At 60.6% G+C, this 19977-nt stretch carries 15 protein-coding genes; 12 read left to right on the top strand and 3 right to left on the bottom strand.

Annotated features, from left to right (window positions below):
• Positions 1 to 4: 4 nt before the first annotated feature.
• The 12 genes from TX78_RS07505 (at position 5) to TX78_RS07450 (ending at position 16117) form a co-directional block, all read left to right on the top strand.
• Positions 5 to 982: a 1,4-dihydroxy-2-naphthoyl-CoA synthase gene (locus tag TX78_RS07505; RefSeq protein ID WP_044495097.1), complete on the top strand. Its 978-nt coding sequence runs from the start codon at positions 5 to 7 to the stop codon at positions 980 to 982.
• Between the two features lie 425 nt (positions 983 to 1407).
• Positions 1408 to 4095, top strand: a complete 2688-nt coding sequence (locus TX78_RS07500; RefSeq protein ID WP_044495095.1) for a helix-turn-helix transcriptional regulator — start codon at positions 1408 to 1410, stop codon at positions 4093 to 4095.
• A 177-nt stretch (positions 4096 to 4272) separates the two neighbouring features.
• Entirely contained in the window at positions 4273 to 6129 is a 1857-nt protein-coding gene (locus TX78_RS07495) for a nucleoside-diphosphate sugar epimerase/dehydratase (RefSeq protein WP_049897631.1), read from the top strand.
• The gene (locus TX78_RS07490; protein ID WP_044495094.1) at positions 6119 to 7276 is read left to right on the top strand and encodes a GNAT family N-acetyltransferase; all 1158 of its coding nucleotides are present in this window, start codon (positions 6119 to 6121) and stop codon (positions 7274 to 7276) included. Before TX78_RS07495 ends, TX78_RS07490 begins: the two co-directional genes overlap by 11 nt.
• A gap of 140 nt (positions 7277 to 7416) precedes the next feature.
• Positions 7417 to 8409: a GNAT family N-acetyltransferase gene (locus tag TX78_RS07485; protein WP_158644313.1), complete on the top strand. Its 993-nt coding sequence runs from the start codon at positions 7417 to 7419 to the stop codon at positions 8407 to 8409.
• A complete protein-coding gene (locus tag TX78_RS12975) occupies positions 8406 to 9446 on the top strand; it encodes a sugar transferase (protein WP_069956254.1) in 1041 nt (346 codons plus the stop codon). Before TX78_RS07485 ends, TX78_RS12975 begins: the two co-directional genes overlap by 4 nt.
• Positions 9443 to 10615: a DegT/DnrJ/EryC1/StrS family aminotransferase gene (locus TX78_RS07475; RefSeq protein WP_044495091.1), complete on the top strand. Its 1173-nt coding sequence runs from the start codon at positions 9443 to 9445 to the stop codon at positions 10613 to 10615. Before TX78_RS12975 ends, TX78_RS07475 begins: the two co-directional genes overlap by 4 nt.
• A gap of 107 nt (positions 10616 to 10722) precedes the next feature.
• On the top strand, positions 10723 to 12285 hold the full coding sequence (locus TX78_RS07470; protein ID WP_147640443.1) for a polysaccharide biosynthesis tyrosine autokinase: 1563 nt from the start codon (positions 10723 to 10725) through the stop codon (positions 12283 to 12285).
• Entirely contained in the window at positions 12282 to 13406 is a 1125-nt protein-coding gene (locus tag TX78_RS07465; RefSeq protein WP_044495089.1) for a glycosyltransferase, read from the top strand. The genes TX78_RS07470 and TX78_RS07465 overlap by 4 nt, the downstream gene beginning before the upstream one ends.
• On the top strand, positions 13403 to 14425 hold the full coding sequence (locus TX78_RS07460; RefSeq protein ID WP_044495088.1) for a glycosyltransferase family 2 protein: 1023 nt from the start codon (positions 13403 to 13405) through the stop codon (positions 14423 to 14425). Before TX78_RS07465 ends, TX78_RS07460 begins: the two co-directional genes overlap by 4 nt.
• The gene (locus TX78_RS07455; protein ID WP_049897629.1) at positions 14422 to 15021 is read left to right on the top strand and encodes an arsenate reductase/protein-tyrosine-phosphatase family protein; all 600 of its coding nucleotides are present in this window, start codon (positions 14422 to 14424) and stop codon (positions 15019 to 15021) included. The genes TX78_RS07460 and TX78_RS07455 overlap by 4 nt, the downstream gene beginning before the upstream one ends.
• Before the next feature lie 4 nt (positions 15022 to 15025).
• The gene (locus TX78_RS07450) at positions 15026 to 16117 is read left to right on the top strand and encodes an EpsG family protein (protein WP_044495087.1); all 1092 of its coding nucleotides are present in this window, start codon (positions 15026 to 15028) and stop codon (positions 16115 to 16117) included.
• On the opposite strand, the gene TX78_RS07445 is transcribed toward TX78_RS07450, so the two are convergent.
• Genes TX78_RS07445 through TX78_RS07435 form a run of 3 tightly spaced genes read right to left on the bottom strand, consistent with a single transcriptional unit; the run spans position 16081 to position 19561 of the window.
• A complete protein-coding gene (locus TX78_RS07445) occupies positions 16081 to 17124 on the bottom strand; it encodes a polysaccharide pyruvyl transferase family protein (RefSeq protein WP_081652651.1) in 1044 nt (347 codons plus the stop codon). The two genes, TX78_RS07450 and TX78_RS07445, sit on opposite strands and share 37 nt — an antisense overlap.
• Entirely contained in the window at positions 17121 to 18386 is a 1266-nt protein-coding gene (locus TX78_RS07440; RefSeq protein WP_044495085.1) for a lipopolysaccharide biosynthesis protein, read from the bottom strand. The genes TX78_RS07445 and TX78_RS07440 overlap by 4 nt, the downstream gene beginning before the upstream one ends.
• Positions 18386 to 19561 (bottom strand): lipid II:glycine glycyltransferase FemX, encoded by a 1176-nt coding sequence (locus TX78_RS07435; protein ID WP_158644312.1) that lies wholly within the window; start codon positions 19559 to 19561, stop codon positions 18386 to 18388. The genes TX78_RS07440 and TX78_RS07435 overlap by 1 nt, the downstream gene beginning before the upstream one ends.
• Positions 19562 to 19977: the final 416 nt, after the last annotated feature.

Genomic DNA, 19977 nt, shown 5'->3' with positions numbered 1-19977 from the left:
TCTTGTGACTAGCTCTGACTCCCGCAATGACGCACACCCTTCCCTTCCGCCGCAGGTCTCGGACGTCTTCGATCCTCTGCAGTGGCGGCTCGTGGAAGGCTTCGAGTTCACTGACATCACCTATCACCGGCGGGTTGAACGCGACGACGACGGCGCGGTAGTCCGCGATCTTCCGGCAGTGCGCATCGCTTTCGACCGCCCTGAAGTGCGCAATGCCTTCCGCCCGCACACAGTGGACGAGCTGTACCGGGCGCTGGATCATGCACGGATGACCCCGGATGTGGGAGCAGTGCTGCTCACCGGCAACGGCCCCTCCCCCAAAGACGGCGGCCATTCCTTCTGCTCCGGCGGAGACCAGCGCATCCGCGGCCGCGACGGCTACCGCTACGCCGAGGGTGAGACAGCCGAAACGGTGGATCCGGCGCGGGCGGGACGACTGCACATTCTGGAGGTACAGCGGTTGATCCGCACCATGCCGAAGGTGGTGATCGCTGTGGTCAACGGTTGGGCTGCCGGCGGCGGTCATTCTCTGCACGTGGTGGCTGACCTGACCATTGCCTCCCGCGAGCACGGGAAGTTCAAGCAGACTGACGCCACCGTGGGGTCCTTCGACGCCGGTTACGGTTCGGCGCTGCTGGCCCGCCAGATAGGCCAGAAGAAGGCCCGGGAGATCTTCTTCCTTGCCCGGGAGCATTCGGCCGAGGAGATGGTGGCCGCCGGCGCGGTCAATGAAGCAGTGGAGCATGAACGCCTGGAAGAAGCGGCTTTGGAGTACGCGGCGGATATTGCGCGACAGTCACCGCAGGCTATTCGCATGTTGAAATTCGCGTTCAACGCAGCCGACGACGGCCTGGCCGGTCAGCAGGTTTTCGCTGGTGAGGCCACCCGCATGGGCTATATGACTGATGAAGCGGTAGAAGGCCGCGACGCATTCCTGCAGAAGCGCGACCCCAACTGGTCCGACTTCCCGTACTACTACTAACACCGGCCCGGGGCTGGGTGCGCTGCCACTAGTAGGCTCCAGCAGCAGGTTCACAGCGCATTGCGCTTTGTGCCTACTTGTCCCGCGTCAGATTGCGGAAACTGACTAGTCCCCTGGTGACTGAATTGCGGGACTTCGGTGAGGCGGTTTCCCGCATGCGGCGGGAAGTACTTAGCAGTGCCTGACGCGATCGCGTACAAGTAGGGATTATTTAGCTCGCCACATCTCACTAAGGTCGATATTGCGCGCTTAAGACGCACTCGGTTAATCCATAGCTGAGGGGGACTTTTGTTTTTTCTAACCGACCTAGTGATAAACCAACCCATAGATTCCGGCGAACATGAGCTCCTCACGCATAGGGGCAGAGGTCGCTGCCCCATGGCAGACCTCACTCCGGCCGGTCGGCCTATTGGAAGCTGCTCCTGATGGTGGAACTCGCACGTCACGCCGACCTTGAACGGCTGAATTCTCTACTCGTTCATCATCATGTCGCTGCTCTCACCGGGCGCATCGGCTCAGGAACCAGTCTCCTGCTCCACAGCCTGGAAAAGCGTTGGGCAGGTCGAACCGTCCAGATCCCCTATCACCGTGCCGAAGCTGCGATTCAACGCTCTGGTCTCGACATAGTTCTGGCGGGACTACGGTCCCTGGACGCGGAGACGTTCTCCATCGATGTCGAAGGCCAGAACGTCCCGGCCTTCGATCTTGCATCGACGGTGCTGAAGGCTCTGCATGCGGCGGAGATCCCCGATAATACGCTGATCATCATCCCCGGCTACGACGACATGGATGACACGTCACAGGCCGCGCTGGGCCACCTCCTCCGCCGTATGAGTGATCCTCGAGTGCGGATCGTCATTTCCGCCCGGCGCGTCACCGATAAGAGCCCGTTTGCGGGGATCCCCCACCTGAACCTGCGGACGCTCAGACGTGAAGAAATGATCGATCTGGCTCACCGCGCTACAGCAAAACGCATCTGTCCTGCGGCCGCAGCACTTGCTGTCCGCGCCGCCGCGGGCCGTCCTCATGCTCTTGATCTGATCCTTCAGGACATGACCGAAAGCCAGCAGACAGGCAACTTCGCCATGTCCGTCCCTCTTCGCCTTGGTCCCGAAGCGGTGTCCTTGGCCCACGATATCGTGGGACAGCTCGACGGGACTCTTGAGTACATCCTCAAGATCCTCTCCCTGGCACCATTGACGTGCTTCAGCGCGTTGCAGCGCGAGATTCCCGATGCGGCTTTGCATGTGGCAGAACTCGAGTCCCGAGGGGTTGTGGAACGTCGCGGCTCGCTCTTGATGATGACAGATGAGCTGGTGCGCTCCGCTATGCATTGGTCCATGAGCGGCAGCACGCGCAACGCTCTGCACCAGAAGCTCATTAACAGCTGCTCCGAGCACCATGTGGAAATGGGAAACTGGCATCGCTCCTTCGTGGAATTGGACGAGCAGACCGCAGCGGCTCTCGCGGCCAACGCGCTGAGCTTGGTCAGGGACGGACTAGTCGATGCCGGCATCGAACTCATCGAACGGTCAATCAACCTGTGCGCAGAGGCCAGTGCGCTCGGAGAGCGTCTGACCGATTTAGCGGAAGCGCTGATAGATCGCGGCGAGTTCGTGTTTGCTGCCCGGTACCTGCAATTCGCTCGCGAGTCCACCGAATGCCCTGTCACGGTCCGGGCTCGCGGCCTCGAGATTCAGCTCGAGTACCTCCAATCCCAGACACTTCCTAACCGGCTTCTCAACAACTGGACCCGGGGCGAGCGTTCCGCAGCTCCCCGGGAGGTTGCCAGACTTCAGCTGATACTGGGCCATCTGCACTGCGACCGCCGCGAAGTCGCCGAGGCGCGCCAGTTGCTCAAAGAGGCAGAGGCGCTGAAGGAACACTTCAGCTTGGATGAGAAGCAACTGTATGACGGACTCAGAATGTCCGTTGATGCCGTTCACGGAGACGACCAACTCGCTCTGGCGCGGTTCAATGAGCTCAGCGCTCTGGAGTCCGAAGAGCTCAGCCCGCAGTATCTGCTGAACATGGCCTCGGCGCTGATGATGACCGAGCACTACGAATCAGCCCGCGCCTGCTTGGACGTGCTAATGCACACACGCTCCGACAACGCGACCTGGGCAGTCCAGGCTATGTACCTCAAGATAGAGATCGCGATCCGGATGGGGCAGATCGGTCTCGCGATGGTGCTCCTGGATACGCTGACGGATGGCCTGCACCCTGAACACGAGGTGCGCAGGGACAGGCTCCTGCTCCTGCAGTGCTGGCACCTGTTGACGAGCGGAAGAGCCAGCGACGCCGAAGAAAAAGAAGCGGAACTGGCTGCCTACGCCAACAAGACCGGCAACGGGGCGATGTTGGCGGCACTTAGCGCTTTACAGGGCAATTATCTACTGCGCGTGGGTCTTCACGCCGAAGCAGCACGGCATCTGCAGCGCTGTGACGAGCGCTGCCCCGGCGAACTGAACCCCAACCAGTACCGGCACGAACCGGACCTTATAGAAGCGCTCATTCGATGCAATAGACGCGAACATGCCGCACTGGTCCTGCAACGACTACGGACGAGAGCTGTGCGTGCCCCTTCCGGCTGGGTGCAGAACGCGATCAAGCGCTGCGAGGCTCTGCTTGCCTCTGGGCAGCAGTCCGTAGAGCTGCTTCAAGATGCACTGCGAGATCATCAGGGTTCCGTCTACGCCCAGGCACTGCTTCACACCGCCCTGGCTGATCGCCTGGCGACACTGGGGCTAGCCTCACGTTCTCGCGATCACACGCTCATCGCGGCTTCCCTGTTCAGGGAGATCGGCGCCAAACAACCTGCTATCCCGGAACCACCCGCGCGTCCGGGGTCGAGCGCGTCCAGATCATTTCCTCCAGAACTGAGCAATCTCAGCGATGAAGAACGCCTGGTCGCCGAACTGGTCAAGGCGGGCTTGAAGAACCGTGAGATCGCAGCACGAATCTACGTCTCGTTGCGGACGGTCGAGCTGCGTCTTACCAGCGTCTATCGGAAATTCGGAGTTTCCTCACGCACCGAACTGGTCGCACGACTAGCCGGCACCCCAGTGCGCGAGGACGTCAAGAACCCGAGCCCGCACCCCTCCAATAGCTAGCGCACATACCGGGATAGCGGCTTGCCGCAGCACCCCCGCGGGGGTCCGCAAGAAGCACTGAGATGGCTTTAACGGATGAATTTCCACACCTAGCGTGAAGGTCACCGCAGGAATTCGGACGTCCTCAGAAGCTCTACCTGCTTCGAGAAATACGGACTCAGCTTCACGGGAGTGGACATGATCGAGACACACTATCCGGCACCGGAGATTGCAGCACCGGGCAATCGCAAGCCTGCCAAGCTCGCTCGCGGTCTTCGGAAACACAAAAACTGGTTGCAGATTCTTCTGGACGCAATCGCCTGGATCTTGGCGGCCACGCTGGTTGGGCTGGCTTCTGAGAACCCCTGGACCATAGGTCTCACCTTTGCTGTGCTCATAGCCATCGTCCTGCACCCGGGGATGCTCCGCTTATACGGCAGCCGACTCCAATATGGCAGTTTGTCCGAGTACGGGGCACTCGTCGCGCTGACAGTGCTCCTCGGATGCGTCTTCTTACTCGTACACCCCACTGACACCGCGCTCGCGGTGCTGATGGTCACCGCCTCGCTGGTCCTGATGTCCGGAACCCGCTGGCTTCTTCTATATATCCACCAGCGGACATCGCGTCCTCGATCGGCCGAACGCGTATTGATCATCGGAGCGGGAGACGCCACAGAATCACTGGTTCGGCAGATGCTGTCAGATCCAGCTGGCCCCTATCTGCCCGTGGGGTTGATCGACGATGATCCGCGCAAACGGCAGCTGAGCATACAGGGCGTGCGCGTCCGCGGAAACAGCGAGGACGTCGCAGACCTGGTTGATGGCCTCGACGTTGCAGGAGTCATCGTCGCTATCGCCGACTCCAAGCCTGAGTTCCTCGCTGCCTGCCGCGAGCGGCTGCGATCCTCCGGGTGTTGGCTACGGACCATTCCCCCACTTGCCGACCTCGTGAATCGGCGAGTGGACGTCAGCGATATTCGCGATCTCAAGGTCGAAGATCTCATTGGACGCAGTCCCATTCACACAGATATGACAGAGATCCGGGCCCAAATTCAGGGCAAGCGCGTGCTGGTCACCGGGGCCGGAGGATCCATCGGCAGCGAACTGTGCCGCCAGCTCTGGGACTTGGAACCGGAGAGCCTCGTCTTGCTAGACCGGGACGAGACTGCTCTGCACGGTGTAGAGCTGGCCCTCTACGGTTCAGCCCTGCTGACCTCCCCAAACACGGTTCTTGCTGACATTCGCGATCAGCAAGCGCTGGATCGCATTTTTGCTGAAGCCAGACCGCAGATCGTCTTCCATGCTGCCGCACTGAAACACCTCCCGGTGCTGGAACGGTTCCCCCAGGAAGCGTGGAAAACGAATGTGCACGGCACACTCAATGTCCTCCGGGCGGCAGAATCAGTTGGAGTCGAGACCTTCGTCAACATTTCAACCGATAAGGCTGCCTCTCCGACCAGCGAACTCGGACGAAGCAAGAGGGTTGCTGAACGCTTGGTCAGCGGCATGACGAGAACCTCCACCGGCACATATTTGTCTGTGCGCTTCGGGAATGTGCTGGGTTCACGCGGGTCGGTGCTGCTCTCCTTCCAAGAGCAGATTCGGCAAGGGGGCCCGGTGACCGTCACCGACCCAGAGGTGACCCGTTACTTCATGACAATTCCCGAAGCCTGCCAACTCGTCCTGCAGGCCGCGACCATCGGACAGGACGGTTACGTCATGGTTCTTGATATGGGCGAGCCAGTGAAGATCGTAGACATCGCGCGCAATCTGATCGCCATGTCTAACACCCCCACCGACATCGTCTTCACTGGTCTGCGCGCCGGAGAAAAGCTCGAGGAGGAGCTCTTCGGTAACTACGAAGGATCAGTCATGAAGATTCACGACAAGATCAGCCGGGTTGAAGCTCCCGATCTAGAAGCCCGGTTACTTCCTGCCACTGATGCCTCACGGCAAGAAATTGAGCTTTTCTACACCAATGTTTGCACTGGTCCACTACCCCAACTCGTTGACTTGACCAGAGTCGAAGCGATCGGAGAGTCGCATGCTGCCTGAGCCAATGTCACCCGGGGCAACGGTGCTCTACCCTGATCAGCACGGCCTGCAGGTGCTGTGCGCCGACAACCCACAGGACTTCCAGATCTGGCTGAGTGCCTGGCACGAATGCGCCGGAGGGGATACGTTCTCCCACCCGGCATACCTCGCGGAACGCGCGGGAATAGGCGAGCGCCCCCGCGCCGTGGTCTTCTCCCACTGCAGTGGATCACGGGTGCTGTACTCCTTTTTGCAACGTCCCATCTCCCAGGACGCGTGCGGACACCCGGTGCCGGAAGGGTATTACGACATCACCACACCGCTGCTCTACGGTGGTCCACTGCTGGCACAGGTCGAAGGAGCAGATGCGCCCACAGTAATGACTGACTTCTGGGAGAGGTTTCGCGACTGGGCACTTACCGAGGGCATCGTCAGCGAGTTTCACCGGGTGAATCCGGTCATCGGCACTCTGCCCGGCTACCCCGGAACGTTCCGCGAACATGCTCCTCATGTTGTGAAGAGCCTCGCCGGCAAAACCGAAGACGAGCTGCTGCTGGATACGTCCAAAGACTTCCGGCGAAAGCTACGGCGGACACGCGAGGCCGGGATGAAGCTTCTCGTAGATGAGACCGGTCACCATATCGAGACCTTCATTGATCTCTACTATGCGACGATGCGTCGCCGGAACGCCGACGTCAGATTCTTCTATGACGAAGAATTCTTCGACATGGTGCATCGGGTCTTCGAAGGACAGATCGCGTATCTGTTCGCCATCCACGAGGGAGCTGCAGTTTCCACCGAAATGGTCCTCTACTGCGGAGACACCGCCTACTCCTTCCTAGGTGCCACCGAGGAGTCCAGCCTCAGGACGGGAGCCAATATCTTTCTGTCCCATAGTGCATTCGTCTACGCGCAATCTCGCGGAGTCCAGAACTATGTCCTCACCGGCGGAATCACCAATACCGAAGAAGACAGCCTGCTGCGCTACAAGTTCTCGATGGCCAAGAGTGGCCGTCGCAGCTATTACACAAGCCACCAGGTGATCGACCTGGACCGCTACACACAGTTGAGTGCGTGCCGGCCGGAGTCCACCTTCTTTCCCTCCTACCGGGCACCACAAGTCTCGTGCACGGGTCTCTGCTCGGCGGACAGAAAGGTCCGAACATGAATGCTCCAGTGGAAATCTGGGACGCCGAAGTGGAACAAGAGCGCGCACGCTGGAGCAAGCTCTGGACAGACTCGCCCATGAAACATCCCTTCGCGCACCCTGACCTATGCAAGCTCCTTGCGCCCGCGAACGGACGCCTCATGGCTGCCGTGCTCAACGACGGCCGAGGCCACGTGCTTTACCCCTTCTACCTGCGCGAGATCCCCGAGACGACGGCCCCCAGCAGCGATTCAGGAGCCGTGGCGGGCAAGGACATCACCTCGCCCTACGGCTACGGCGGGCCGCTGCACTGGGGATTGAAAGACTCCAATGCCACGGCCGCCAGATTCTGGACTGAGTTCGATGCCTGGGCCGCAGCTAAAGGGGTTGTCAGCGAGTTCGTCCGGTTCTCCCTATTCCCCGAGGAGCTGCTGCCCTACCCAGGACCAACTCGAGCCCGTCAGCTCAACTACGTTCGGGACCTCGATGTCCCGGATGAGGAGCTCTGGGATGGAGTTGAGTCGAAGGTGAGGCGGAACGCCCGACGCGCCCGACGCGAAGGGGTCAGGATCATCATCGATGACCAGGGAACCAGAGTTGAGGACTTCCTGCGTATATATCTGGGCACCATGGACCGCCGTGCTAGTGCACAGTGGTACCGCTTCGATCGCACCTTTTTTGAGGGCCTCCATCTGGCCCTGCCAGGACAGTTCGCTTATGTCATGGCAGAACTCGACGGCGAGATCGTCTCTGCTGATCTGCTGCTGCTCGGAACCACGACCGGTTACTACTTCCTCGGCGGAACTGAAGAGACGTCGTTCTCGGTCCGACCCAACGACCTCGTCAAAGTAGAAGCGATGAACTGGCTGCGCGCAACTGGCCGGCGCCGCTACGTACTCGGCGGCGGCGTCCAGCCCCAGGATGGCCTAGAGCGCTATAAGCGCGGCTTCGCGCCCCACGGCGCAGTCTCCTTCAGCACCGGGGAACGTGTCCTGGCTCCGCAGCACTACGAGAGACTGGTGGAACGAACACGGAAGCACTTTTCTGACTGCGGTACAGCCTGGGATGACTCCGATGACTTCTTTCCTCCTTACCGCCGCCAGGTCCCGGCGCGGTTACCCGCGCTGCAGACTGCTGGAGGTGCCAGCTCATGAGCTATGCACGAGTAAAACGTGTCCTCGACATACTGGGGGCCCTATTCGGACTCGTGATCCTCAGTCCGCTCATCGCCGTCATCTCCCTGCTGGTGCTGATATTCCATGGTGCACCAGTGATTTTTGTTCAAAAACGCGCCACCCAACATGCGAGGGTCTTCCACCTGCGCAAGTTCCGCACGATGCGACAAGTGGACCCGCAGCGTGGTCTGGTCACCGACGAAGACCGACTGACAGGGTTTGGGCGTCTCCTGCGATCAACCAGCCTGGATGAGCTGCCCAGCCTATGGAATGTCCTCATCGGTGACATGAGTCTGATCGGTCCCCGCCCGCTGACCACCGACTACCTGCCGCTCTACACTCCCGATCAGGCAAGGCGCCACGAGGTACGCGGTGGGCTCAGCGGACTGTGCCAGGTCAGCGGACGCAATGAGCTGCCCTGGGACGAGAAGTTCGACCTCGATATCGAATACGTCGACACCATGAGTTTCACTCTCGATCTGAAGATCCTGCTGAGAACCTTCACTGCTGTCATCAGCCGTCGAGGCGTGACCACGGAGAACAAGGTCACTGCGACGAGCTATGGCGGGTCGCTGAGATCTGACCGTGTAGTGTTCCGCCAAGACGCTGCGAGTCGGGACAAAGTCACCTGGACTGTGGAGACAAAGTCCGGTCAGCGCGTGGGGAGATGCACCATGCTCAAAACCGGGGAACGCTCACAGATGATCGGCTTCCATCCAGAGCCCGCGGTTGATGGAGAAACCGAGCGGGAACATCAAGCCCTCTACCCCGAGATCCTCAGATTGCTGCTGAACCGCGTGCGCAGTTCAGACGCGGATTACGCGGTGTGCTCGGCCTCGCCGGTGGGCACCGATACCGAGCAGCTATACCTCAGAGCGGGATTTCACCTCCTGACGTCCGATCTGGTGCCTACGGTGCTGCCGATAGCAGAACTCATTTCGGAACGGGAGACCTTCATGTACCAGGTGCTGCACGAGGCGAACGGTGACATCGCTGAAATGAGAATGGCGTCATGACCGCTTCTGGAGCGCAAAGGGGCGCCACCGGCTACGCCGCGACAGCAGAACAGATCCTGCTCTCTTCACCAGATGTGGGCCCCCTGGAGGAGGACTATCTGCTGAGAGCCTTCCGCAGCGGATGGATCGCACCGGCGGGGCCGGACATCACAGCTTTCGAGGAGGAACTCGCCTCACAGGCAGACGTTGTACACGCCGTCGCGGTCTCCTCGGGAACAGCAGCCTTGCACCTGGGGCTCCTCGGTGTCGGAGTCAACCCCGGAGACTCCGTGGTGACCTCCACGATGACCTTCGCGGCAACAGCGAATGCCATCACTTACTGTTCTGCTTCTCCGGAGTTCATCGATTGCCTCGACGACGGCAACATGGACCCGAAGCTGCTGCGCGAGAAGCTCGATGAATCAAGCAGACGAGGCCGCCTTCCAGCGGCCATCGTGCCGGTGGACATCCTGGGACGACCTGCGGACTATGACCGGATCCTTCCTCTTGCGGCTGAGTTTGGCATACCTGTGGTCGTTGATGCTGCAGAATCCCTGGGTTCACGCTACGGCGAGCGTAGGGTCGGCGGCCTGGGACAGGCGAGCGTGGTCTCCTTCAACGGAAACAAGATCATGACCACCTCCGGGGGCGGAGCGCTGCTGACCAACGACGGCGAACTTGCCGCGTATGCCAGATACCTCTCTTCTCAGGCCAGACAGCCGGTAGCTCACTACGAGCACACCGAGATCGGGTTCAACTACCGGCTCAGCAACCTCTTAGCCGCCCTGGGCCGGGCCCAATTGATCCGTCTGGACTCGATGATCTCCCGACGTCGAATGGTGAGATCCCGCTACGCGAGCCTGTTCCGTCGCGTTCCTGGAGTCGAACTGTTCGGAGCCGAGAACCCACACCGTGACAACTGCTGGTTGACCGCGGTGCTCATCGATCCGGACCAGGCGGGTTTCACATCCTCAGAACTGTCAAAGTGGCTGGCCAGCTCCGGTATTGAAACTCGGCCCTTATGGAAGCCCATGCATCTGCAGCCGGCCTTCGCACACTGCTCTGTCCTGGGCGGCGCAACGGCGGAACGACTCTTCAACACAGGCCTAGCCCTTCCCAGCGGTTCGGCCATGAATGACGACCAGGTTGACCGAGTACTCCTTGCCATCGACCGTTTCCTCTGCGGGTGACCGCTGACCTCCTGCGGTGGTCCGCAGGCGCCCATTCAACCTCTGGTCTGCAGCACATCAGCGGACCTACGGTCAAGACAGTGCTGATCGGCAGATAGGGACCGGTCGTGACAACAGCACCTGAAGAGCACAACGGGTCTTTGCTGATTCGATCGGAGACAGACATGAAACTCAAGGAGCACCTCGCTCTCCTGCGACGCTACTGTGCTCTGCTCATCGTGGCCACCCTTCTCGGTGGATTCGCTGGTGCAGGAGTCTGGCTGCTGATGCCTACCACCTACAGCGCTAGGACTGAGCTCTTCGTCTCCGTGGATACATCCGGCGGCGCCTACGAACTGCACATCGGGTCGAGTTTCATTCGCGAACGCATACAGACCTATGTGGGGATGACCAACAGTGCCCCGGTCCTCCAACCCGTCATAGACGAACTCGACTTGCACACCACTCCCGATGCGCTGGCCTCCCGGGTCGAGGCCTATACCGACCCCCGAACCGTGCTGATCACCGTAGAGGCTACCGAGGATTCCCCTGAAGCCGCCCAGCAATTGTCCGCTGCCGTTGCCGACAGTCTCGTCTCCGTCATTGAAGATATCGAGAACCCAGAGAATGAAGCAGCGAACCAGATTCGCCTGACCGTCTCCAATCCTGCCGTGGCACCCCAGCACGCAGACGGACCCGCCGGGTGGCTCTACGTTGCGGCAGGTCTTCCCGTAGGTTTCGCATTAGGCCTGGGACTTGCTCTGCTGAGGGCGGCTTTGGATAACAAGCTGCGCAGCCGAGAGGATATAGAACGGCTCAATGCTGGACCCGTACTCGGGTCGATTCCTCAGGACACTCGCGCCAAGAGCCCGTTGCTCGTTTCACAGCTGCGCCTGGACGATGCACACGCCGAAGCCTTCCGTCGATTGCGCACCAACCTGCGCTTCGCCCAGGTGGATGACCCCAACCCGGTCGTCCTGGTCACTTCAGCCCAGGCTAAAGAGGGGAAGTCCTCCACCAGCATCAACCTGGCTATCACTGCGGCACAAGCGGGCAGTCGGGTGGCTCTGATCGACGTTGACCTCAGGCAGCCCACGGTGGCAGCCAGAATGGGCTTGGAGAATGCGGCCGGTCTCACCACCGTACTGCTGGGTGCCGCCGACGTCTCCGAACTGCTGCAGCCGTGGGGAACCGATGAACTCTACGTGCTCACCGCCGGCGAGATGCCGCCAAACCCGGTGGAGCTGCTGGACTCCAAAGCGATGAGCACCCTGATGACTCGACTCAGTGCTGAGTTCGATCTCGTCATTCTCGACAGCCCCCCGCTGCTTCCCGTGGCAGACTCTCTGGTCCTCACCAAATACGCCGGCCAGGTCCTTCTCGTAGCCGGCGTCGGTGAGGTGCGACTCAATCATTTGATGGAGGCGGTAAACAGCCTCAGCGCCTTCCATATCCCCACAGGCGTTGTGCTGAATAAAGTGCCTCGGTCCATCAGCGACAACTATGGCTACTCCGCGCGCTACCCCAGCCGGCCGGCCAGCACCAGCACCTCAGAAGCCGAACGCAGTAGCGATCCGCTACGGAATCTCGGCATAGGTCCCACCCCACCTATCTGGACGGCACAATACGTACACCCGGCATTCCCCGAAGATATGAGCCCAAGCACCAGCAAGCTGAGGAGTCAGTCATGAGGATCGGGGTGCTGGCCAGCGTGGGCCACATGGTGGATTCATTCTTCTCCGACATCATCGCCTCTTGGACACAGGCCGGTCATATAGTCCGGGTCGCCGCAGGTACCGGCACAAGTGACGGATCCGGGCATGTGATCGAGGGACTGACACGCCGACCGGGCCCCGGCGCGGTGCGTGCGTGGTCGGGCCTTAGCTCCTGGGCGCACGAGGAGAAACTCGACGTAGTCCTCACGAACACAGCTACCGCTTCTGCCTTAGCCCGCACAGCACGTCTGACCATTCCCGTTGTGTATTTCTGTCACGGACTGCACTGGAACGAAGGGCGAGGAGCTTCTGACCGCATCTGGCAGCTGGCGGAACGAGCACTTCTGCTGAAGACCTCAGGGGTCATCACAATCAACTCCGACGACCACGCGTGGTTCAGCGGACGCATTCCGGAAGATCGGATCCTGCGCCTTCCTACTGGTGTCGGCCTCCGGCCGGAGTCATACCCTCGCGTCGCTCCTCCGTCGGCAGAAGGCGGTTCGGAAAGAACCGTCATGCGACTTGCATGGATCGGAGAGTTCAGTACCCGTAAGCGACCTCATCTGGCCCTCGACGTCGCCGATTGCCTGCGCAAAGAAGGCGTGGACTTCACACTTCAGATGGTCGGCGAGGGTTCGCTGCTGGATTCAGTCAATGCCGCTATCAGCCGTCGCGGGTTCGAGAAGCACGTGGCGGCCGAGGGAACCGGGAATACAGCCCAGGTACTGGCTGACAGTCATGCGCTCATTCATACATCCGCATGGGAAGGTCTGCCGCGGGTCATGATGGAAGCACTGGCCGTTGGTCGGCGGACCTACGCATTCGACGTCAAGGGGGTACGAGACATACCCCAGGCTGTCCTCTTCCCGGAGCGGGAACCGCGTGCACTAGCGGGCCAACTGGCGGCAGACTGGAGAGCCGGTCGCCTCCTGCAACCGATCGCGTTCGATCCTGCCACCCTGGACGTGTTCCGCTCTGCCGAGGCAATCAGAGTTTTCCTCGAAGAAACGGTCAGCGCCTCTGCCAAAGTCCACAGGATGCCCTCGCCTGTAGAGACTGAGCCTGCCAGGTCCCAGACCGCCTATGAGACGACATGAGTACCCAGCAGCCTCTCGTCTCTGTCATCATCCCCGTATACAACGGCGAGAAGCACCTAGCGGAATGTCTGGACTCAGTTCGACACCAGTCATACCGGAAGCTTGAAATTATCGTCATCAATGACGGTTCAACCGATAACACCGAGAGCATTCTGCGTGACTTTGCGCAGCAGGACCGCCGTATCATCGTCACTCACCAGACCAACGGCGGTGTCTCCTCTGCCAGAAATGCAGGTCTGGAGGCAGCCAGTGGCTACTGGGTCATGTTCGTCGACGCCGACGACAAGATGTGCGATCCGAATCTGGTCCAGACCGTAGTCCTCGCCGGTGAGGGTGATGCGGACCTGATCTGCTTCGAGACCTCCAGCGACGAAGACCGCAGCACATATGACAAGGACTCGGACACCACCACAGAGCAGCCGAGCGACATCGTAGAACGCGCCCGGGAATACAGCATCGACGGCAATGCCCTGGCTGAGATGATCGCCGGCGAAACCCTCAACGCTCTCTGGGACAAAGCCTATCGCCGCCACACCATCACCGAACGGCTTTGCCGTTTTCGTCTAGGCACCAGGATGGGGGAAGACCTCATGTTCAACCTCAGTTACGCGCGTGTTGGCACGAAGGTGCTCTCGCTGCCAATGGTCGGGTACTTCTACCGGCGGTCCAATACCGAATCCGCGACCAGCCGATATCTCCCCGGAAAGTACGACGACCTCATGGAGGTGTGCGACTACATCCATCGATGGGCTCACCAGTTCGACGTCGAACAAGTACGCGGCGCCGCCGACTACATCCGGGCCAAGAACGTCGTCTCCTGCATTCGAGACCTTCACCATCACGACTGCGAGCTCTCTTACCAACAGCGGCTTGCAGTCGCACAGCGCTATAAGTCGCTGGTCCCTTCAGTACGTGTTGTCGGAGTCGGTCCCAAGAGAAGGCTACTGGGAGAGTTCTACAACCGGCTCGGGTACCGTTCAGTCTTCCAGCTGACTCGAGTGCTCGCTCGTTCCCGATGAGTGCCGAATGGGATCTCATGGAGCAAGGATTCACGGTACTGGCCGTGTGCACTGGCAATGTGTGTCGCTCCCCGTTGACCGAGCGGCTGCTGCAGCATGCACTCGATGACATCGCTCCCGGTCAGTTCAGTATCTCCAGTGCGGGAACACTTGGGCTGACAGGACAAAGTGTGGAACCGCAAATCGCCGAAATCGCTGCGGAGCAAGGAGTCTCCCTGAGCGGTTTCACAGCAAGGGAGCTGACTCCAGATCTCATCCTCCAGGCCCACCTCATCCTCACCATGGAGCGGGACCACCGCAGTCGCATAGTGCAACTGGTCCCGGCAGCGCTTAGAAGAACCTTCACCCTGCGGGAGTTCGCCCGTATTCTTCCCCACGTGCCACCCGAGACATCAGCTCAGCCGGCCCAGCGGTGGCACTCGTTGGTCGCGATGGCACAACGGCACCGGCGCCCGCCCGAGAGCCCGGAACTCGACGACGTCATAGACCCCTACGGGTGCTCAGACAAAGTCTATGAGGACATGACTGCCCAACTAGTTCCCGCGGTCAACGCGCTGATCGACTGGGAACGCGGATGCTCCTCGAAAGCGTCGTAGCACCATGACCCTGCTTCTTTTCTCACTCGCCTCACTCTGGATCGCGGCGTTCACCCTCTTGGGGCAGGTACGCTACGTGCGCCACTGGACGAACACCCTCTTCCCGCTGGCAGCGCTGGTCGCCCTCAACACCATCATCGCTGTTCGCGAGAACTTCGAAGTTGTCGACAAGATGCGCTATGGACGCGAGTTCGAGGTGTTGAGCTTCACTCCATTCAGCGAAGTACTCACGGATTTTGTCACTAACGGCAGGGAACCGGCTTTCCTGGTGTTCAACTGGATCATCGGCCTGTTGACCCGGGACATGATGGTTTTCTTCACGATTACTGCCATAGTCTGCAATCTTCTGCTGATCCTGGCGCTCTGGATAATACTCGGATCCGGTTGGCAGACCGCCGTCGTGCTCTTCGCGACCTTCTGCTTCGGCTTCTTCCTCGACTACTCCAGCTTCTTGCTCAGGCAAGGACTGTCCATTTCATTTCTGATGCTCGGGTTGGCCCTGGTCTTGCGCAAGTCCCGATTTCTGCCAGTGATCGCAGTACTGACGATCGGAGTGTGCTTCCACTGGTCGGCATTGCCAGCCGCGCTGGTAATCCTGCTGGTCAAACTGGTGCGCTGGCGGAATGAGGTAGTGCTAGGACTTTGGCTCCTGGTCACCGCCACCTACTTCACCGGAGTAAATGCACGCCTGGCAGAACCCCTGGGGTCAAGCATCGAACAGGTGGAGACATACTCCAACCCAGATCTAGCCATCAATTACGCAGGGGGGACTAATCGACCGATCTTCTGGGTCTTAAGCGCTGTCCCTCTGGGCATCTCCTACCTAGCAACCCGTACGGCGAAGTCCCTGCCCAGCTGGTATCCCCAGCTGTTCACCGCTTACGTACTGCTGAACTGCTACTTTCTGCTGATGGGCTTCGTGTACTTCAGCGACCGTCTTGCAGCCTATTCATGGTCTCTCATTCCGCTGCTTATCTGCGCCCCGGTCCTGTCCTATCACGGCCGAGGGCAGACGGCGGCGCGGCTAGGTCTGCTGGCCGCTTTCGCCATATGGGCGATCTACTTCGGCTCCTTTGACGCCTTGACTCCGGCGTAGGCGGCCCAAGCTCGGGCACGATAATCTTCCGCGGACCGACTCCAGGGGTGCCTGACGCGCTGATGGTGCATTGAGCCGGTGCCAAGAGCGCTGAGCGTACCGCTCAATCCGGTGAATCTCGGAGCCACGAAAGGTGGGACGATGCCAATGTCTCGGGCAAAGGCCGCGCATTTCTCGTGGTGATCAACAATTGCTACAGGGGTCCCCAGCAAATAGGAGACGATAGCGCCGTGCAAACGCTGGGACCACACCAAGCTGGCGCGCGAGAGAATACCGACGACACCCGCAATGCCCACTGCCCCGTAGTCGACTACCTGCACTGAGCGTCCTTCTCGTCTCAATTGCCCGGCGATCCTGGTTGCCAGGGCATGGTCACCCAGCCGCGGATGGGCGTGCAGTGCCAGCAGGGTGATCTCGGGATCCGCTGAGCCAAGCGCACTGGAGACGGCATCGGCGAGTTCATTCCCTGACATCCCGGCGGCGCTGGAGGGACAGATCACCAACCCATTGCGCGGGCCCTGTGCTGGCCCCAGGCGGCTGCTGAGGGCTGCCAGATCTCCGCCGAGTACACCGTCACCCTCCATGCGGTCGAAAGACTCCTGATCACGTACCACCACCCTGTCGAACCTTCGAAGCTCGGAACCCACAGCACGGTGGTTCGCTGCGTTCGCGAAGGGCCCGACCGAGACGCCCAGGGCCTCGTAGGATCGGTTCGGAAGATGTCCGCGCAGCCTGGCAATGCCGGCGACCTCGCTGAAGACTGATCCGCCGGCATATACGAAGGTGTCGGCCCAAGCAGCCCCGCGCGCGGCACTGACCAGACGCCGGAGTGCCGCGTCTGGTCGCGGATGAGAGAAGTTCTGCCGCGGCCGTTCAAAAGCACGCACCTCGGCCCCGGGCCACAGGAGGCCAGCGTTTTCCTCGCACACCTCTCGAAACAGATCGTCGCCGAAATTTCCCCATCCGAAGTAGCCCAGCAACTGCACTTTCGGTGTTCTGGATGTCATGAGCCCGCGCCTCCCCTGTCAGTCGTTGACAGCGCCCCGGCCTGTTGCGAGCGTGCCATCAAGTCTGCGCCGATATACCGGCACAGAACGCCGACCAGAACCGCCATGCTGCCGGCCTCGATGGCTCCCATCTCGGCCACTCCGCTGGATATGCCGCTTACTCCCACAACAGCAATTGACACCATCCCGACGACGGTCATCACCCAGTACCGGTTGAGCACCAGATGGAAGGATGACAGCAGATACGTCGGAATGCAGATCATCGCGGCAAGTGCGAAGAGGAACACCGCCAGCCTAGAGATCTCGAAGTCCGCACCGTAGACCAGCTGCAGGAGTGCAGGGCCGGCCGCTACCGCCACTACGACCATCGGTGAGAGCACCGCCATGGTGAGATAGCCGTTCCTGAGGTTCATCTGTCGCAGCGCCGCTGGTCCCTGACCCTCCAGGTGGCGACGGTAGGCCGGCAGGATGGCTGTCTGGACCGAAGCGCCCAGCAGGTGAGCGAAGGTCACCAGGTACGCTGCACTGGCGAAGACACCGATATCCGCCGTCGTTCCAATGGAACCCACGATCACCAGCGGCAGGTAGGTCAGCACGGACTGGATGCCCTGAGACATGGCCAGCGGGATCCCGTGGGTGATGAGGAGGCGAATATCCTGGGTGAGCGGCTGACGGACTGTCCGGCCTTCCGGGGGTGTTGCCGAGGCAAGGAAAACGGTCACCGCGGCGCCAAGAATAGCGACGGCGGCGCCCACCCACAGTGCGGTGACCACAGAGCCGGAGATGAGCATCACCGCGGTGGTGGCCATCATGGTGACCAGCGCATCGAGCATAAGCAGCGCACCGAAAGCGCCCAGCCTTTCGGTGCGCTGAATGCGTGCGAGGTACAGGTCAGCGGTTGAGTTGGCGATTTTGATGACCAGAATCGCACCGGCCACGCTCCACTCCTGCGTGGGAGCTAGCATTACGAGCGCACCGAAGGACAGGACTACCGCGGCAGCGATTCCCCCTAACCTCAGGAACAGATAGGCTCTCCAGCTGACCGCTGACTGCAGGGTGATGTAGAGGTTGCGCAGTCCAAGCTGAGCTGTGATGAATATCGGGGCCATTACTGCGATAAACGATGAATAGACACCAACAGCCTCCGGACCAGCAAAGCGGGCAAAGAGCCAGACCACGTACCACTGAGCAGCTGCTCCGGCGATATTGCCCGTACTCACCGCAAGGATCGCCACACGATGACCGGTCACGTTGTGAGTCACTATGAGGTCTTCGCTCTACCGGGCCGCAAGACTGTGGTCCGGGTGTTTATCCTGCGCACCTGTGTCCCGAGGGCAGCGTACAGGGGAAGCACTCGAGTGAAAGCTGCATAGAGCCACGGTTGCAGTGGCAGATCCCACGCGCCGATGTACTCGTACGCATCTGCCCCCATACCGGCCTTGAACCTGACAAGACCGGCCGCGGGGTCCTGATCGTCGACGGTGTCATCCACCCCGCCGAGATCCAGGAGATCAGCTTTATCGCCTATAGCCTGCTGGATGATGGACCAATAGGCGGCGTTTGAGGGTCTGAGATCGGGGCGCTCCATACTCATGGCTGAGAGAACCCCTTCGGCGCGTCCTCCGACCTGGGCCGTAGCAAGGACCGCCACTGCCGATCCCTCATGCTGAGCTATGTGCATGTTAAAACGTCCAGGGAATCCGTTGCCTAAGGTTTCCCACATGGCTTCGAAGTAACTATAGGGCTGGGCTGCGAACGCATTTCGGTGAGCCGTCTCAGTGTAGAGCCGGTAAACGTCGTCGAGATCCTGACCGGAGCCAGGTAACAGCTTGACTCCGAGTCGATCGGCCCGCCGAATACCCTTGCGCCATGCTTTGGTCATTCCGGCTAGGACCGCCCCCTCGCTGCGTCCTTGAAGGTGCAGCCAAAAATTGAAACGCGGATGGCTGGCATCACTTTGCGCGTCCTCCGGCGCCTCACGCCACCCGGCAGCGCGCAAAGTGCTGACCAGCCGGGTTCCTATCGGGCTGATCTCCGTTGGGGTCATGTCAGAGATACGGCTGACCTCCGGATCGGCCAGCCCCGCCTTCACCGTGGCGGCGTCCCACTTTCGCAGACTGACCACTGGCGTGATCCGCACCCCGAAGACGCCACGTGAGCGCAGGTAATGACCCAGTGCTGCCAGCTGCTCGGCCACATGCGGATCGTTCCAGTCAAGCAGGGGACCCTGCGGAATGAAGGCGAATGATCGGCTGGTCCCGGGCACGCGGCGGTAGCGGAGAACGGCGACGGCGTGCACGCGGGACTGCTGGTCGAACCAGCCGATGAGTTCAGGTTCCCACTGGGCACGTCGAGCGTCGCCCCATTCTGGAGTTTGCTGGTAGCTCGCTTCTGGGTGCTTGCGAAGGAACCACCAGTATTCGTCCTTCGAGATCACCTCGACCGTATACACATGCCCAAGGTATCCCCACCTCAGCCCGTTAAACCCAGACTTTGCGGTCCTTCGCACCGAGATTGCGGCAACCCGCCGTGATGCCCCAAAAATCGCCGGTATACCGAAAAACCGACCGGACCCTGTTGACGCTAAAGGTCAGCACAATCGACTGTTGACGCATGAGCACAGATATGTCGGCGGTCGCACTGGGGCGACTTCCCCGGCGTCAGGGCCAGCAGTGGCCTGCTCACCATAGACGCCCTCCGGCGACGGGGCACCCCCCTGCCCCTCGTCGGAGGGTCTGCGGCACGTCGCGGGGTGCTCCACCGCCGCGTCCTTCCTCAGCAGTTCATTGCCCGGTACAGGGTGAGCCGTTGCCATGCCCAATGCTCGAATAGGCCCGCCGAGTCCACCCGTCG

The sequence above is a fragment of the Nesterenkonia massiliensis genome (genome assembly GCF_000455245.1).
GTDB lineage: Bacteria > Actinomycetota > Actinomycetes > Actinomycetales > Micrococcaceae > Nesterenkonia > Nesterenkonia rhizosphaerae.
This window is presented reverse-complemented; position numbering and strand designations above follow the sequence as displayed.

What these genes read in the sequence shown, in the direction of transcription:
- TX78_RS07450 (WP_044495087.1), top strand. Translation starts at nt 15,026, where the DNA reads ATGACCCTGCTTCTTTTCTCACTCGCCTCACTCTGGATCGCGGCGTTC.
- TX78_RS07445 (WP_081652651.1), bottom strand. Translation starts at nt 17,124, where the DNA reads ATGACATCCAGAACACCGAAAGTGCAGTTGCTGGGCTACTTCGGATGG.
- TX78_RS07495 (WP_049897631.1), top strand. Translation starts at nt 4,273, where the DNA reads ATGATCGAGACACACTATCCGGCACCGGAGATTGCAGCACCGGGCAAT.
- TX78_RS07500 (WP_044495095.1), top strand. Translation starts at nt 1,408, where the DNA reads ATGGTGGAACTCGCACGTCACGCCGACCTTGAACGGCTGAATTCTCTA.
- TX78_RS12975 (WP_069956254.1), top strand. Translation starts at nt 8,406, where the DNA reads ATGAGCTATGCACGAGTAAAACGTGTCCTCGACATACTGGGGGCCCTA.
- TX78_RS07485 (WP_158644313.1), top strand. Translation starts at nt 7,417, where the DNA reads ATGGCTGCCGTGCTCAACGACGGCCGAGGCCACGTGCTTTACCCCTTC.
- TX78_RS07455 (WP_049897629.1), top strand. Translation starts at nt 14,422, where the DNA reads ATGAGTGCCGAATGGGATCTCATGGAGCAAGGATTCACGGTACTGGCC.
- TX78_RS07490 (WP_044495094.1), top strand. Translation starts at nt 6,119, where the DNA reads ATGCTGCCTGAGCCAATGTCACCCGGGGCAACGGTGCTCTACCCTGAT.
- TX78_RS07460 (WP_044495088.1), top strand. Translation starts at nt 13,403, where the DNA reads ATGAGTACCCAGCAGCCTCTCGTCTCTGTCATCATCCCCGTATACAAC.
- TX78_RS07465 (WP_044495089.1), top strand. Translation starts at nt 12,282, where the DNA reads ATGAGGATCGGGGTGCTGGCCAGCGTGGGCCACATGGTGGATTCATTC.
- TX78_RS07475 (WP_044495091.1), top strand. Translation starts at nt 9,443, where the DNA reads ATGACCGCTTCTGGAGCGCAAAGGGGCGCCACCGGCTACGCCGCGACA.